A 14,927-nucleotide genomic window follows, 5' to 3' on the forward strand; every position below is an offset into this window, starting at 1 on the left:
TCTCCGGCGGCGCGAGCCGCCGGAGACTTATTTTGTCGTTTCAGGCAGCGGCCTTGACCGCCTGCGTGGCTTTCTTGATCGGGATGCGTACCGAGACGATCGTGCCGACGCTTTCGGTCGAGCGGATCTTCAACGCGCCACCCTGAAGCTCGGCCAGCGAGCGCGAGATGGCGAGGCCGAGGCCGGAGCCGGCATGGCTCTTGGAGAACTGGTTTTGCACCTGTTCGAACGGCCGCCCGAGCTTGCTCAGCGCCGCCTTCGGGATGCCGCAGCCATTGTCCTCGATCGTCAGGATCAGCGCGCTGGAAATGCTGCGGGCCCTGACCGAGATGTGGCCGCCTTGCCCGGTGAACTTCACGGCATTCGATAACAAATTGATGAGGATCTGCTTGATCGCCCTGCGGTCGGCGAACAGCGTCAGCGAATCGGCGATGCGGGTTTCGACGGTGATCGATTTTTCCGCCGCCTGCAGCGAAACGACGCGAACCGTTTCCCTGATCAGCGGGCAGAGATCGATTTGTTCCTGATCCAGCGCGAACTGGCCGGCCTCGATCTTCGACATGTCGAGGATATCGTTGATGACGCCGAGAAGATATTTGCCGCTGCCGTTGATGTCGGTGGCATACTCTTCGTAGCGCGGCGAACCCAGCGGCCCGAACAGGCCCCGTTCCATCAGTTCCGAAAAGCCGATGATCGCGTTGAGCGGCGTGCGCAACTCGTGCGACATATTGGCCAGGAATTCAGATTTGGCCCGGTTCGCCGCTTCCGCCCGCTCGGTTTCCTTCATGTATTTGCGATTGAGCTCGACGAGTTCGCGGGCCCGTTCTTCTTCCGCCCGACGGGCAAGGCTGAGGTCGTGGATCGTTGCCATCAAACGGCGCTCGCTGTCGACCAGCTTCTCCTGGTGCAGCTTGATCTGGGTGATGTCGGAGCCGACCGAGACGGTGCCGCCGTCCCTTGTCCGCAATTCGTTCACCTGAAGCCAGCGGCCGTCGGCAAGCTGGCGCTCGAAGGTCACGCCCCCCTGCGGTCCGTTGGTATTGGCAAGCCGCCGCTCCGAGGCGAACGCCAACATGCGTTCATCCAGCACGGCGCGCGGGGCGCCCGGCATCACGTCGCGATCCGACAGGCCGTTATCCTGCTGGTATTTGGAATTGCACATGATCAGGCGCTCGGACGAATCCCACAGCACGAAGGATTCGTTGATGTTTTCGATGGCTGTCCTCAGGCGCAGGTCCGCGGCTTCGGAGCGCAGCGCCAGGTGCCGCTGCTCGGTGACGTCGACGGCGATGCCGATCAGCTGGATCTCCGGGGCTTCCGGGTCGATAACCTGTGCTCTTGCCCGCATCCAGACCCATTGCCCGTCGGCATGACGCATCCGGAACACCTGGTCGATGTGGTCGATCTCGCGCCCGACGATCCTGTTGGCGAGTTCAAACAAATCGCCGTCCTCGGGATGGATGATTTCGTCGACTTCGCCGAACGACAGCATCGTGTCGCAAGGCTCGTAGCCCAGCATGTCGTACATCGAGCGCGACCAGTACATCTTGCCGCGCACCATGTCCCAGTCCCACAGGCCGCAGCGGCCGCGCACCAGCGCCATGTCGATGCGCTGGTGGGCTTCGAGATAGATGCGGTCGGCGGCCTGGGCGCGCGCCGCCTGGCCGAAATAGGCGTAGAGGATGATGATCAGCACGCCGGCCGTCAGCACAAACAGCGTGACGTTGAGCGAGACCGTCTTGCGCCAGGTGTCAAAAACTGCCTCCTGCGGCACAAAGGCTGCCGCGGCACCCCTTCGGCCATTCGCCAGGCTCACCGCCGCGTACCAGTCCTGTCCGCCGATGCTGACCTCCATCACCCCGGCGCGGTCGCCGAACATGAACAGCGGCTGCCCGCCCTGCACGACGCCATCGAGCGATCGCCCCTCCCAGTGCGTCGACTGCGGCGATACGGCAATGATCTTGAAGGCGCTGTCGGTGATCGCCAGTACGTGGCTTCGGCCCATCGCGCCCTGACGGCCGGTTCCCTCCAGCAGGTCCTGGATCGCGCCGGGCGTCGAAACCATGGTCGCGTCGGCAGCGATCGAACTGGCCAGTTGGCCCGCGGCCAGCGCAAGGATCGCCTTGGCGTCGCGCTCGATCTCGTCGCGCTCGTTCATCAGCGACAGAAAGCGCAATACTGCAATGATCAACAGAAAGATGATGATGAGGGCCGGTATCGATCGCCGCAACAGCGGCTCGGCTGCCAGCAGCCGTCGGTAGGCAGGTTCGGCGATGAGCCGCGTATTGCCGGCGAGACCGTCGCTTCGCGCCTCGCGTCGCTCAAAAGCCGTCCCACCGGGCGCGCCCCACGCGTCCGCCTTCGCCATAAATGGCACTCCCCGATTTTCAATCTGCTTGACGATCCGGCAACGCCGCACTTCCGAATCGTCTGTAAAGAATCAAAGGTGATTCGCCTTGTCCAGAGGCGCGGCGAAAAAAGATTAAAAATCGACTAAAATAATGCGGTTTTCGGGCGAGACGCCATTGTGGTGGTGAGCCGGCGCGTTGTCAGGCCAGCGTGCGCTCGACGATGTCTCGCAAATCGGCCGACAGCTTCTCTGCATTGGCGATCGAAAGCAGCGCCTCCCTTGCCTTGGCCTGCCGCACCGGTTCGAGCGACCGCCAAGACCTGAGCGCCGTCGCCAGCCTGGCGGCCACCTGCGGGTTGCGCTTTTCCACCTGCAGCACCGTTTCGACGAAAAGCCGGTAGCCCTCGCCGTCGGCGCTATGGAAGCCGGTCTGGTTGGCGCTGGAAAACGTACCGATGAGTGAGCGCACCCGGTTCGGGTTGGCCATCGAGAACGTCGGGTGGCCGGTCAAAGCGCGCACCGCATCGACGGTTTGCGGGCCGGGCACACTGGCCTGGATCTGGAACCATTTGTCCATGACCAGCGCATCGGTTGCATATCTCGCCTCGAAATCGGCCAGCGCCTTGGTCGCCTCCGGTGAGCCGTGGTGACGGTGCGCAAGCACGGTCAACGCCGCGGCCCGGTCGGTCATGTTGGTCGCCGACTGGAAGTGCCGGGCAGCGAGTTCCGCGCCTCCCGGCAGCAAGCAGAGATAATCCAGCAGGACATTGCGCAGTGCACGCCGCCCGGCACTGGTCGCATCCGGGCTGAACGGACCATTGTCGGCGAGCCGATCGTAGAGTTTGGAGAATATCTCGCTGTTGGTCTCGGCGATCGCAACCACTAGCGCCTCGCGCGCCGCGAAAATGGCGTCGGGGTCGATGTTCTTGCCAATGTCGCGGGCGATATCGGCCTCGCCGGGCAGCGCCAGCGCCAATGCCCGATAGGCGGGTTCGAGTGCTTCGTCGCCGGCTATCTTGCCCGCAAGCTCGGTCAGCCGGGCGCTGAACTCGGGTTGCCTGTGGTCCAGGATCTGACGGAAGGCTGCAATCAGGGCATCGGTCAAAAGCGTGTTGAACGCCTGCCAGCGCGAGAAGGCGTCGCTGTCATGGCCAGCCAGAAAAAACTGGTCGTCGGGCCGTTGCTCGACCGAAAGCGTCACCGGCGCCGAAAAGCCACGGTTGAGCGACATGGCCGGACGCTCGGCAATCCCGGAAAACCTGACGACATGGCGACGTTTGCGGATATGGATGACACTGTCCTCGACGTTCGCCCCTTCGACGCCGCTATGCGCTATCGCCTCGCCACCGGCGCCAACCAGGCCGAAGGCAAGCGGAATGTGCATCAGCCGCTTGCGGCTTTCCGCCGGTGTTGGCGGCACCGACTGCTCGATTTCGAGCGTGAATTCTCGCGCCGCCGGATTATATGCTGAACTGACGGTCAGGTTCGGCGTACCGGCCTGATGGTACCACAGCGAAAACTGCGACAGGTCGCGACCGGAGACGTCTTCGAACACCTTGATGAAGTCTTCGATCGTCGCCGCCTGGCCGTCGTGACGTTCGAAGTACAGGTCCATGCCGGCGCGGAACGTCTCGGCGCCGAGGATGGTATGGATCATGCGCACGACTTCCGAGCCCTTTTCGTAGACCGTCGCCGTGTAGAAATTGTTGATCTCGCGGTAGCGGCGCGGCCGCACGGGATGCGCCAGCGGCCCCTGGTCCTCGGGAAACTGATGGGCGCGCAGCGTACGCACCTCGGCGATGCGCTTGACGGCGCGCGAGCGCTGATCGGCGGAGAATTCGTGGTCGCGGAAAACGGTCAGGCCTTCCTTCAGGCAAAGCTGGAACCAGTCGCGGCAAGTGATTCTGTTACCTGTCCAATTGTGGAAATACTCATGGGCAACGATGGCTTCGATGTTGGCGAAATCGGCGTCCGTCGCGGTTTCCTGGTCGGCCAGCACATACTTGTCGTTGAAGATGTTGAGACCCTTGTTCTCCATCGCGCCCATATTGAAGTCGGATACGGCGACGATGTTGAAGACATCGAGGTCGTATTCGCGGCCGAACGCCTCCTCGTCCCATTTCATCGAGCGTTTCAAGGCATCCATGGCGTAGCCGGCGAGCCTCTCCTTGCCCGGTTCGACATAGATTCCGAGCTCGACGTTGCGGCCAGACAGGGTAACGAAACTGTCCGAGATCTTGCCGAGGTCGCCCGCCACCAGCGCAAACAAATAGGACGGCTTGGGGAACGGGTCGTGCCAGACCGCATAGTGCCTGCCGCCGGCAAGTTCGCCGCTGCCGGCCGGGTTGCCGTTGGACAAAAGCAGCGGCGCCTCACGGCGCTGAGCTTCGATGCGCACCGTATAGACCGACAGGATGTCGGGGCGGTCGAGGAAATAAGTGATGCGGCGAAAGCCTTCGGCCTCGCACTGCGTGCAATAGACGTCGCTGGAGCGATAGAGGCCCATAAGCGCTTCGTTCCGCGCCGGCGCCAGCACGGTTTCGATTCTCAGTTGGAAGCGCCTTGCCGCAGGGGGGCTGACGATTGTCAGTTGATCGGGCGTGGCGAGAAAATCCGCAGGGCTCGTTTCCTGGCCGTCGATGGCGATGCTGCTGAGCGTCAGCCCGTCGCCATCGAGCACCAGCGGCACTGATGCCGCAATCCCGTCGCGGCGTTCGACCGCCAGCACGGCGGTGACATGCGTTGCTTCAGGTGAAAGGCGGAAAGTCAGGCTGGTTTCCGGAATGAGATAATCGCTGGGGCGATAGTCTTCGAGCTTGAAGACCTGGCCGGTATCGGTGCGCATTCCTTGATTTTTCCTGTCGATCCGGGAGTGGCGGGCGGGTCCGCTGGTCCAAATAAATTGAAGTCTGCGCTCTTTACACGAAACACTCCCTCGACAAAACTGCAGCGACGTCTATTTCAGGCGATCATTTCCCAAGCATCATCGCGAGGCTTCCATGACCGTCGTCACGCCGAAATTCGGGATGGGCGCCTCGGTGCTGCGTCGCGAGGCCTTCAAGGGCGCCGGGGAGGCGAGTACGATCGGGTCGACGCGTGCCGCGCTCAATGAGGTGACCGACGCTCTCTATAGCGCCTACGGCATCAGACATATCGACATGCCCGCAACGCCGGCGCGCATCTTGGCGGCGATCCAGGAAGCAAAAGGGGCGTGACAGCCGAACGGGACTTGCCAGTGCTTGCTGCCGGCGACCACGCCGGCGAACACAGCACGCTGACCGGGATCGTGCTCAAGATCGTATCGGTGGCGGTCTTCGTCGGCATGTCGTCCTGCATCAAGGCGGCAGGCACGGTGCCGGCGGGCCAGATCGTCTTTTTCCGCTCCTTCTTTGCCATCTTTCCGATCATCGCCTTCCTCGCCTTCCAGGGGAAACTCGGCACCGCCTTTTCGACAAAGCGCCCGCTCAACCACATTGCGCGCGGTGTTGTCGGGGTTTGCGCCATGGGGCTCGGCTTCTTCGCGCTGACGCGGCTGCCGCTGCCCGAGGCGATTACGCTGAACTACGCGCAGCCGCTGCTGGTCGTGGTGTTCAGTTCGATCTTCCTCGGCGAAGCCATCCGCATCTATCGCTGGAGCGCGGTTGCCGTCGGCCTGGTCGGGGTGCTGATCATCTCGTGGCCGGAACTGACGCTGCTGGGCTCGGGCGCTGCCCTTGGCGACCAGGAGGTGCTCGGCGTCATCGCCGCCCTCATGGCCGCGGCGATCTCGGCCATCGCCATGCTCCTGGTGCGCAACCTCATCCAGAGCGAGCGGACGGCGACCATCGTGCTGTGGTTCTCTGTGACGGCGAGCGTCATGGCGCTGCTTTCGCTGCCATTCGGCTGGCAGGCGCTGACGCCAGTGCAGGCGGGGCTTCTGATTGCCGCGGGTTTTTGCGGCGGGCTCGGCCAGATCCTGATGACCTCGGCCTATCGCCATGCCGAAGCTTCGGTCGTCGCACCGTTCGAATACACCTCGATGATCCTCGGCGTCGTGGTCGGCTATCTGGTCTTTGGCGACGTCGCCACGATCAACATGCTGGTCGGCGGCATTATCGTCGTCGCAGCGGGCATTTTCATCATCTGGCGTGAGCGCCAGCTCGGCCTCGAACGCACCCGCACGCGCAAGGCGATCGCGCCACAGGGGTGATCAGCCTTTCGCCGCGTCGGCCCGCCCTTTCGCCAGCCGCACCAGCACCGCCCGCGTCTGCTCGTCGGCCGGGAAAAAGGATTCGATCGCCAGCTCCGACAACGTCACGTCGAGCGGCGTGCCGAATACGGTGATGGTGCTGATGAACGACAGCATCGCGTCGCCATGGGCAAGCTTGAGCGGATGGACAATCGCATCCGGTTCGACCGGCGCCGGCCGGCTGCCTTTGAGGCCGGACGGATAGGCCCGAAGCTCGCGCTCGAGCTCGACCAGCACCGGATCGGCGGTAGCATCGTTCTGCTGCTTCAGCCGCTCCAGAAGATGCGTCCGCCATTCCGCAAGGTTGACGATGCGCGGCGCGATGCCGCCGGGATGCAGGCTGAGGCGCAGCACGTTGACCGGCGGCGTCAGCAATGAGGCATCGGCGACATTGGCGAGGAACGGGCCTATGGCGGCGTTCGCCGACACCAGGTTCCAGTGCCGGTCGACGGCAAGCGCCGGGAACGGCTCGTGCGCCTTGAGCACGGTCTCGACCGCCGCCATCGCCGGCGCCATCGAGGCATCGTCAAGCGGCCGCTCACTGAAGCTCGGGGCAAAGCCGGCGGCCAGCAGCAGCTGGTTGCGCTGCCTGAGCGGGATCGAAAGCTGCTCGGCCAGATGCAGCACCATATCGCGCGAGGGTGCGGCGCGGCCGCTTTCGACGAAGCTCAGATGCCGCTGCGAGATCTCGGCCTCCATGGCGAGGTCGAGCTGGCTCATGCGCCGGCGTGTACGCCATTCGCGAATGAGACTGCCGGCGGAAATCTGGACTGCTGTCATGACGAGATGACTAGGCCGGTGGGAGAGGGATTTCAATTACCTGGGAAGTCATCGGCACTGTCTTTCCCTTCTCCACCACAGAGAGAAGGAAGAGGCGCGCGAACCTCAACTCAGCGCCCGCAACTTCGCCTTCACTTCGAGGAAATCCCGCCACGCCAGCTTCTTGTGCGCCGGCGTCCTCAGGAGATAGGCCGGATGCAGGGTCGGCATGGCGGGAATTGCGACGCCGGATGGGGTCGTGTGGACGCGCCAGTTGCCGCGCAGCCGCAATATGCCTTCGGAGGTGTTGAGCAGGGTCTTTGCCGACGGGCCGCCGAGATTGACCAGCACTTTCGGAGCAACCAACTCGATCTGCCGTTCGATGAACGGCCGGCATATCTCGGTCTCGTGTGGCGTCGGCGTGCGATTGCCCGGTGGCCGCCAGGGAATGACATTGGCGATGTAGACTGAATTTCGATCAAGACCGATCGCGGCCAGGATGTGGTCGAGCAGCCGGCCAGAGCGGCCGACGAACGGCAGGCCCTCTATGTCCTCGTCGCGGCCCGGCGCTTCGCCGACCAGCATCACCTCGGCAGTCGGATTGCCGTCGGCGAACACCAGGTTCTTGGCCGTGAATTTGAGATTGCAGCCGTCGAATGCCGCCACGTGTTGGCGAAGCTCGTCGAGGTTTGCCGCCGACCTCGCCAGTTGGCGCGCCAACGCCGCCTGCGCCTCGTCGGGCACCGTTGCGGTGGCCGGAGGCGTTCGCACTACCGGTGCCGTGTTCGGTCTCTCGCCCATTTCGGCGCGCGACACGCTCGTCGAGCGTTGCGGCGCCGCATTTTCACCGGCCGGCAGAGCGGCCGCCGCGGGTACCCGCTCCGGCGGCCTGGCTTCTGCAAACCTGTTTACCGGCTGTTCTTCAAGTGCCTCATCGACGCCAGCGCTGGCGTAGAAGGCCAGCAGTTCGGCGAGATCGGCTCGGTTATTGTGGGGGGCGGCAGTCATGGTTTCACATTCGGCCGCGGAGCTTGAATTTGCAAGTTCAGCTCGACGGTATACGCGGATCCTGCACCAGATAGAACGTCCAGCGCGGCGTGTAGTCGGTGATCAGGAAATAGAAGCTGGCGGTCTTCAGCGGGTCGATCTTGCCGTTCTTGAACAGCAGGCGGTCATACGGTTCGAAATTGCGGTCGAAATCGGCGTAGCTGCTCGACCAGATATTTTCGGGCGTTTTGTTGCGCTGGTCGAACGACAGGCCGTCGCCGAACACGCTCGGCTGGTCGAGGATCTCCTGGAGTTCGAACTGGAACTCGACCCAGGCCTGGCCGCTATTGTTGAGCACGTCGATGCGCATGTACATCAGCCCATTGGCGAAGTCTCCAGCCTTGCCGAACGGCTGGATCGGCTTCGTCGTGCGAATGGCCAGCGTTACCGGCGTCGCTGAATTCAGCTCTTCGGTGATGACGAGCGGATCCTCCTTCGTGCCGACGCCCGAAGCCCCGGTGATGCGGAAGCCGCCGCGCTCGTCGGAAAAGGAGTAGGCGCCGGTCGCCCAGACCAGTCGTGGGTCGGGGCGGGCATCGACGGCCGCCAGCGGCAGAAGCGCCAAGAACGCCGCACGGCAAATCCGGCCGGGCGTGAAAAAAAAGCGCGTCGATGAAAAGCCAGCCGGCCCGAATATGCGCATGGCGGGAAGTATGGCCGATAAGCAAGCCGTCGAACAATTAAAAACATCAGTGCGACATATCCTTACAAACGGAATAGGATTGAAGATTGGTGCTCGCCACCGCGAATCTGTGCGGCAGGACGCGACTTTTGACGAAATCGGTATTGTCACGTCCGCGCCGGTTTCCCGTCGCTATTTGATGCGCTATGCAGCGCGTGAGCCAGCAAGATGCTGGGAATAGCGAGCCAGTGAGGGGTCGATGAGCGATATCGAACGCGAAAGCATGGAATTCGACGTGGTCATCGTCGGCGCCGGCCCGGCCGGCCTCGCCGCCGCGATCCGTCTCAAGCAGGTCAATCCCGAGCTTTCCGTCGTCGTGCTGGAAAAGGGCGGCGAAGTCGGCGCGCACATCCTGTCCGGCGCCGTCGTCGATCCGATCGGCATCGACCGGCTGTTGCCCGGCTGGCGCGAAGAGGAGGGTCATCCCTTCAGGACACCGGTCACCGACGACCATTTCTTGGTTCTCGGCGCCGCCGGTTCGTTCCGTCTGCCCAATATCCTGATGCCGCCGCTGATGAACAATCACGGCAACTATGTCGTCTCGCTCGGCAATGTCTGCCGCTGGCTGGCGACAAAGGCCGAGGCGCTGGGCGTCGAGATCTATCCGGGCTTTGCCGCGGTCGGCCTGCTCTACAACGAGGCCGGTGCGGTCACCGGCGTCGTCACCGGCGACATGGGCGTCGAGAAGGACGGCACGCACGGCCCGGGCTTTGCGCCGGGCATGGCGCTGATGGGCAAATATGTCTTGATCGGCGAGGGCGCGCGCGGCTCGCTGGCCAAGCAACTGATCGCCAAATATCAGCTTTCCGACGGTCGTGAGCCCGGAAAATACGGCATCGGCCTCAAGGAACTCTGGCAGGTCAAACCGGAAAACCACCGGCCGGGCCTTGTCCAGCATTCCTTCGGCTGGCCGCTCGATATGAAGACCGGCGGCGGCTCCTTTCTCTACCATCTCGAGGACAATCAGGTGGCAGTCGGCTTCGTCGTTCACCTGAACTACAAGAACCCCTATCTGTCGCCCTTTGACGAGTTCCAACGCTTCAAGACCCATCCGGCGATCCGCGGCACCTTCGAGGGCGCCAAGCGGCTGGGCTATGGTGCCCGCGCCATCACCGAAGGTGGCTGGCAGTCGGTGCCGAAACTGTCCTTCCCCGGCGGTGCGCTGATCGGCTGCGCGGCCGGCTTCGTCAACGTGCCGCGCATCAAGGGCTCGCACAATGCCGTGCTCTCCGGAATGCTGGCCGCCGAGCATGTCTGTGATGCGATAGCCGCCGGCCGCGCCAATGACGAGCTGGCCTCCTACGAGGCCGCCTGGCGCGCCACCGACATCGGCAAGGATCTGAAGAAAGTGCGCAACGTCAAGCCGCTATGGACGCGCTTCGGCACCATTGTCGGCGTCGGCCTTGGCGGGCTCGACATGTGGCTGAACACGCTGTTCGGCTTCTCGCCCTTCGGCACGATGAAGCACGGCAAGGCTGACTACGCCACGCTGGAACCGGCCGCCGCGCACCAGAAGATCGCCTACCCGAAGCCGGACGGGGTGCTGACCTTCGACCGGCTGTCGTCGGTGTTCCTGTCCAACACCAACCACGAGGAAAACGAGCCGGTGCATCTGCTCGTCGCCGACATGGACCTGCAGAAGCGCTCCGAACATGACGTCTATGCCGGGCCCTCGACGCGTTACTGCCCGGCTAGCGTCTACGAATGGGTCGACAAGGACGGCAATGCCGCCGCCGATCCTGCGGCCAAGGATGTGCGCTTCGTCATCAACGCGCAGAACTGTGTGCACTGCAAGACTTGCGATATCAAGGACCCGAACCAGAACATAAATTGGGTGCCGCCACAGGGCGGCGAGGGCCCGGTCTACCAGAACATGTAAGTCACAAGGTTTGCTCCGGACCAAACAAGATGAGGAGCAGCGCAACCATAGGATTGTTGAATAGACCGCCTGCCTGTGTTTCCTTTCTGTGACGACAGGGAGGAAGGAAAATGCGTCTGGCAGTTCTGACGAGCGCTGTGGCGATCGGGGCGTTGTGCACCCCTTTAGCCTTGGCCGACACTAAAGTATTGGTCAAGACACGAACTTATAACATTGCCGGAACCACCGGCGCGGCCCTGATCGAGGCCATGGATCGCAGTGGGCCGAAGCACGGCTTCATGACCCACGCCATCGCGCAGACCGGCTACAGCGTCGATGATTGGACCTTCGACGCCTATACGGAAAACGGCGTCTGCCGCCTGCGCCAGGCCAACGGGACGCTCAATCTCTTCTATACCTATCCCAAACTGGCCTCAGCCACGTCGCCGGCACTGCAGAAGCGGTGGAAGCGGTTCTTCGCTGGCGTCCGCGCCCATGAAGAGACCCATGGCCGCATCGCCAGACAGATGATGCGGGCCACCGAAAAGTCGGTTCGAGGGCTGACAGTCGATGATGACCCGCACTGTTTCGAGGCACGTCGCGAGGCAAAGCGCCGGATCAATGCCATCTATGCCGAATATGAAGCAAAGCAGAAGGCCTTCGATGCGCGCGAGCATCGCGACGGCGGCCCCGTCGAGCACCTCATCCGCGCTTTTGTGGGCCAATAATAAGCCAGGGTAGAGATTGGACTGCGGATTTTCAGCTTCGGGCCCCGCCAGGCAGCGCCGCAAATGCGGTCGCCGTCTGGTGCTCGTCGAGCGGCTCTTGTCCACCCGAGCGCAGCGAAAATTCCACCAGCACCGGCAGATGGTCTGAGCCGGTGTCCCCAAGGGTCGACGCCGAACGGATGGCGATAGCGCCCTTGCTGAAAACCTGGTCGATCGGCAGTCCGGCGAAGCGCAGGAAATCCGGCAGCTTTCTGTAGAGCCAGGTCGGCCCGACCGATGGCATTACAGTCAGCTTGCCAAGCGATGCGACGCGCCGGACAGCGGCGCTCCATGGCGCTGCGTTGCAGTCGCCCGCCAGGATCGACGTCTCGCCAAGCGAGACGATTTCGTTCGACAGTCCGTCAATCTGCCGTGATTGGTTGTGCGGCCATGGCCAGGTGAGGTGGATGGCGGCGACATCGACGTCGGTTCCGCCGAAATCGACCGTAGCGATTGCCATCGCGCCGCGGCTGTCGCAGTGCGGCTCTGTGCCCGCGGCAAACGGTCGTCTGGACAGCAGCGCAACGCCGAACACGCCATTGGGATACGGGCAGAGGATCCGGTAGGGATAAGCGCCGGACAGCAGCCCAAGCTTTGCCTTCCACATTTCGGACACCTCATCGAGGGTGATCACATCAGGCTGGGTCCGGCCGATCAGCGACAGCACCTTCTCAGGCGTTGGATTGTTGAACCTGAGGTTCATCTGCAGCAGGCGGTAGACCGCCTCGCCGCCGGGCCTGGCGTCGTAGGCGGCCTGCACCTGCCATAGCCGCGAAAGCGGCAAGGCATTCGACGTGGTGGCAAAGGCGGCCACCGCAAACAGCAATCCGGCGGCGGCCTGCAGGCGAAACGAGGTGGCGAGCAGCGGCAGCGCGCAAAGCGCCATCAAGAAGGCAAAATGAACGCGGAAATGAGCAAAAGAATCGAAGGCCGGATGCAGCGATCCGAAGAACCCGGCCACCAGCGCGACCGAGAGTGCAAGCATTGCGACGAACGCCAGCGCAACCGTCATGTCTCGAACACGTGCCATCGCTTTGTCTATCGGCAGAAATGCGGCTCAATCAAGATGACGAAACGTCCTGCCGTGGACCGACACATGCGATCGGCAGCTACTGGAAGGCAGTTTCCGAAAAGCTCCTGAGCTTGCGCGAATGCAGCCGCTCCATCGGCATTTCGGCCAGCTTCTCCATCGCCCTGATGCCGATGGTCAAATGCTGCGCCACTTGCCGCTTGTAGAATTCGGTCGCCATGCCAGGCAGCTTCAATTCGCCATGCAGGGGCTTGTCGGAGACGCAAAGCAGCGTGCCATAGGGCACCCGGAAGCGAAAGCCGTTGGCGGCGATCGTCGCCGATTCCATATCGAGCGCGATCGCCCGCGACTGCGACAGCCGCTGCACCGGCCCGCGCTGGTCGCGCAACTCCCAATTGCGGTTGTCGATGGTGGCGACGGTGCCGGTGCGCATGATGCGCTTGAGGTCGTAGCCGGAAAGCCCGGTGACCTCGGCGACCGCTTCCTGCAGCGCCACCTGGATTTCAGCCAACGGCGGAATCGGCACCCAGACCGGAAGGTCGTCGTCGAGGACATGGTCTTCCCGTACATACGCATGCGCCAGCACATAATCCCCCAGCGCCTGCGTGTTGCGCAGACCGGCGCAATGGCCGAGCATCACCCAGGCATGCGGCCGGAGCACCGCGATATGGTCGGTGATCGTCTTGGCGTTGGAAGGGCCAACGCCAATATTGACCATGGTGATGCCGCCATGGTTCGGCTTCTTCAGATGATAGGCCGGCATCTGCGGCAGGCGAGGCGGCGCGGCACCCTCACCGGGCGCGCTGTCCCCGACTTTGGTCACAATATTGCCCGGCTCGACGAACTCGACGTATCCGTCACCGCCATTGGCCATCAAATCGCGTGCACGGGCGACGAATTCGTCGATATAGAACTGGTAATTGGTGAACAGCACGAAGTTCTGGAAATGCTGGGGACTGGTCGCGGTGTAATGCGACATCCGATGCAGCGAATAGTCGATCCGTTGCGCGGTGAACGGTGCCAGCGGCCGTGCCTCGCCCAATGCCACTTCGAACGTGCCGTTGGCGATCTGGTCGTCGGTGCCGTCGAGATCCGGCACGTCGAACAGGTCACGGATCGGCCGTTTAATGCGCTCGGCAGCAGTGCCGTCGACATGCGTGCCTTCGAGAAAGGCGAAATGCAGCGGGATGGGAGTGGTCGATTCCGAAACCGTGACCGGAACGCCGTGGTTGCGCATGATCAGCCGAAGCTGTTCGGTGAGATAGCTTTCGAAAAGGGCAGGCTGGGTGACGGTGGTCGAGAAATGCCCCGGCGTCGGCATGTGGCCATAGGCCTGCCGCGAGTCGATCTGGGTGAACGAACTCGTGGTGACGCCGATCTCCGGATAGAAGGCCCGGTAGCGTTTGTTGTTGTCGCCGCCCGCGGCGAGCGCGGCAAATGAATCGCGCAGGAACTTGGTATTGCGGTCGTAAAGCACCTGCAGGGCGGCGACCGCCTTCTTGGCGTCGTTGAAGCTCTGTCGGCCAAACGGCTCCGGCGTGACGACCGATTCAATGGCTTGGGGATAGATTCGCTTTTCCATGACCCAATATAGAGAGTTGGGCGCGCGGTTGGGAGGGGGTAAGGCGGTCTCAGAACGCTGTTGGGCGTTTTCTTTCCTGCGATTCAACCGCGCCGCAGGCTGACCAGCAGCACAAAGCCGAGACCGGACTTCCTCAGCGCAGGCGCCTCGATGGTCGAACCGGCATCGGCGCGCATCGTCGGTACGGCCAGAATCGGGGCCGCCAGAAGCATTAGGATGAGCGCCGTCCGCGGCAGAAGCCGAAGGGTCTTGAGGACGTTGGCGGTGAGGTGGGTCATGGCGTGGTTTTCTAGATTCTCGCTGTCGGGTTCAGTGGCGAAGCTGGTTCGGGCAACCGAGCCGGCAGGAAATGGCGACGTCCCAGGCGCGGGCCGGACGGCCGGCTTCGGCGACAAGGACAGCGAACAACATGCCGAACAGGCTCATCAGCAGGCAGACGATGGTGAAGCGGCGGGCAAGCATTGCGCGGTGTCTCCTTCAACACGCATGACAATGCCTTGCCCCGGCTGAACCAGCTCTGATGCCGGCGTTCATCTGGGGTTCAAAATGGTTGATGATCTCTGGACGGGCCGCCTTGAAAGCAGCGACCGATGGCGACGCCGTGGCTGCGAGACCGATAACATG

General features: G+C 62.9%; 14 protein-coding genes. 5 read left to right on the top strand and 9 right to left on the bottom strand.

Annotated features, from left to right (window positions below):
• Window positions 1-40: 40 nt before the first annotated feature.
• Both NKH71_RS17190 and pepN read right to left on the bottom strand, forming a co-directional pair.
• Complete coding sequence (locus NKH71_RS17190; protein WP_023718378.1) at window positions 41-2,368, bottom strand: PAS domain-containing sensor histidine kinase; 2,328 nt, start codon at window positions 2,366-2,368, stop codon at window positions 41-43.
• A gap of 181 nt (window positions 2,369-2,549) precedes the next feature.
• Window positions 2,550-5,195 (bottom strand): aminopeptidase N, encoded by a 2,646-nt coding sequence (pepN, locus tag NKH71_RS17195; protein ID WP_352895196.1) that lies wholly within the window; start codon window positions 5,193-5,195, stop codon window positions 2,550-2,552.
• A 154-nt stretch (window positions 5,196-5,349) separates the two neighbouring features.
• Here pepN and NKH71_RS17200 point away from each other — a divergent pair, with 154 nt between their 5' ends.
• Complete coding sequence (locus NKH71_RS17200; protein WP_023718376.1) at window positions 5,350-5,565, top strand: hypothetical protein; 216 nt, start codon at window positions 5,350-5,352, stop codon at window positions 5,563-5,565.
• The gene (locus tag NKH71_RS17205; RefSeq protein ID WP_502895883.1) at window positions 5,562-6,539 is read left to right on the top strand and encodes a DMT family transporter; all 978 of its coding nucleotides are present in this window, start codon (window positions 5,562-5,564) and stop codon (window positions 6,537-6,539) included. The genes NKH71_RS17200 and NKH71_RS17205 overlap by 4 nt, the downstream gene beginning before the upstream one ends.
• Here NKH71_RS17205 and NKH71_RS17210 read toward each other — a convergent pair whose 3' ends face one another.
• From NKH71_RS17210 to NKH71_RS17220, 3 genes are all read right to left on the bottom strand, one after another.
• Window positions 6,540-7,358: a helix-turn-helix domain-containing protein gene (locus NKH71_RS17210; protein WP_352494827.1), complete on the bottom strand. Its 819-nt coding sequence runs from the start codon at window positions 7,356-7,358 to the stop codon at window positions 6,540-6,542. It abuts the gene before it with no gap.
• 105 nt (window positions 7,359-7,463) lie between these two features.
• A complete protein-coding gene (locus tag NKH71_RS17215) occupies window positions 7,464-8,345 on the bottom strand; it encodes a uracil-DNA glycosylase (protein ID WP_352788986.1) in 882 nt (293 codons plus the stop codon).
• Between the two features lie 37 nt (window positions 8,346-8,382).
• Window positions 8,383-9,027, bottom strand: a complete 645-nt coding sequence (locus NKH71_RS17220; protein WP_352895197.1) for a hypothetical protein — start codon at window positions 9,025-9,027, stop codon at window positions 8,383-8,385.
• Between NKH71_RS17220 and NKH71_RS17225 the strand changes: the two genes are divergently transcribed.
• The 3 genes from NKH71_RS17225 (at window position 8,978) to NKH71_RS17235 (ending at window position 11,652) form a co-directional block, all read left to right on the top strand.
• The gene (locus tag NKH71_RS17225) at window positions 8,978-9,247 is read left to right on the top strand and encodes a hypothetical protein (RefSeq protein WP_352789038.1); all 270 of its coding nucleotides are present in this window, start codon (window positions 8,978-8,980) and stop codon (window positions 9,245-9,247) included. The two genes, NKH71_RS17220 and NKH71_RS17225, sit on opposite strands and share 50 nt — an antisense overlap.
• Window positions 9,248-9,265: 18 nt before the next feature.
• Window positions 9,266-10,945 (top strand): electron transfer flavoprotein-ubiquinone oxidoreductase, encoded by a 1,680-nt coding sequence (locus NKH71_RS17230; protein ID WP_352494829.1) that lies wholly within the window; start codon window positions 9,266-9,268, stop codon window positions 10,943-10,945.
• Window positions 10,946-11,055: 110 nt separating this feature from the next.
• A complete protein-coding gene (locus NKH71_RS17235) occupies window positions 11,056-11,652 on the top strand; it encodes a DUF922 domain-containing protein (protein ID WP_352856751.1) in 597 nt (198 codons plus the stop codon).
• A 31-nt stretch (window positions 11,653-11,683) separates the two neighbouring features.
• On the opposite strand, the gene NKH71_RS17240 is transcribed toward NKH71_RS17235, so the two are convergent.
• The 4 genes from NKH71_RS17240 to NKH71_RS17255 form a co-directional block, all read right to left on the bottom strand.
• Window positions 11,684-12,721, bottom strand: a complete 1,038-nt coding sequence (locus NKH71_RS17240; protein WP_352494831.1) for an endonuclease/exonuclease/phosphatase family protein — start codon at window positions 12,719-12,721, stop codon at window positions 11,684-11,686.
• Window positions 12,722-12,800: 79 nt separating this feature from the next.
• The gene (locus NKH71_RS17245; RefSeq protein WP_352494832.1) at window positions 12,801-14,303 is read right to left on the bottom strand and encodes an AMP nucleosidase; all 1,503 of its coding nucleotides are present in this window, start codon (window positions 14,301-14,303) and stop codon (window positions 12,801-12,803) included.
• 83 nt (window positions 14,304-14,386) lie between these two features.
• Window positions 14,387-14,581, bottom strand: coding sequence for a hypothetical protein (locus tag NKH71_RS17250; protein ID WP_352481878.1), 195 nt, complete (start codon window positions 14,579-14,581; stop codon window positions 14,387-14,389).
• A gap of 31 nt (window positions 14,582-14,612) precedes the next feature.
• Window positions 14,613-14,765, bottom strand: coding sequence for a hypothetical protein (locus NKH71_RS17255; protein WP_023718367.1), 153 nt, complete (start codon window positions 14,763-14,765; stop codon window positions 14,613-14,615).
• Window positions 14,766-14,927: the final 162 nt, after the last annotated feature.

It is taken from the genome of Mesorhizobium sp. M0983 (genome assembly GCF_040318975.1).
Taxonomy (GTDB): domain Bacteria; phylum Pseudomonadota; class Alphaproteobacteria; order Rhizobiales; family Rhizobiaceae; genus Mesorhizobium.

Excerpts from the sequence above, each read along its gene's own strand:
- NKH71_RS17210 (WP_352494827.1), bottom strand. The coding sequence starts at position 7,358 with ATGACAGCAGTCCAGATTTCCGCCGGCAGTCTCATTCGCGAATGGCGT.
- NKH71_RS17230 (WP_352494829.1), top strand. The coding sequence starts at position 9,266 with ATGAGCGATATCGAACGCGAAAGCATGGAATTCGACGTGGTCATCGTC.
- NKH71_RS17215 (WP_352788986.1), bottom strand. The coding sequence starts at position 8,345 with ATGACTGCCGCCCCCCACAATAACCGAGCCGATCTCGCCGAACTGCTG.
- NKH71_RS17235 (WP_352856751.1), top strand. The coding sequence starts at position 11,056 with ATGCGTCTGGCAGTTCTGACGAGCGCTGTGGCGATCGGGGCGTTGTGC.
- NKH71_RS17200 (WP_023718376.1), top strand. The coding sequence starts at position 5,350 with ATGACCGTCGTCACGCCGAAATTCGGGATGGGCGCCTCGGTGCTGCGT.
- NKH71_RS17245 (WP_352494832.1), bottom strand. The coding sequence starts at position 14,303 with ATGGAAAAGCGAATCTATCCCCAAGCCATTGAATCGGTCGTCACGCCG.
- NKH71_RS17250 (WP_352481878.1), bottom strand. The coding sequence starts at position 14,581 with ATGACCCACCTCACCGCCAACGTCCTCAAGACCCTTCGGCTTCTGCCG.
- NKH71_RS17190 (WP_023718378.1), bottom strand. The coding sequence starts at position 2,368 with ATGGCGAAGGCGGACGCGTGGGGCGCGCCCGGTGGGACGGCTTTTGAG.
- NKH71_RS17220 (WP_352895197.1), bottom strand. The coding sequence starts at position 9,027 with ATGCGCATATTCGGGCCGGCTGGCTTTTCATCGACGCGCTTTTTTTTC.
- NKH71_RS17240 (WP_352494831.1), bottom strand. The coding sequence starts at position 12,721 with ATGGCACGTGTTCGAGACATGACGGTTGCGCTGGCGTTCGTCGCAATG.
- pepN (WP_352895196.1), bottom strand. The coding sequence starts at position 5,195 with ATGCGCACCGATACCGGCCAGGTCTTCAAGCTCGAAGACTATCGCCCC.
- NKH71_RS17255 (WP_023718367.1), bottom strand. The coding sequence starts at position 14,765 with ATGCTTGCCCGCCGCTTCACCATCGTCTGCCTGCTGATGAGCCTGTTC.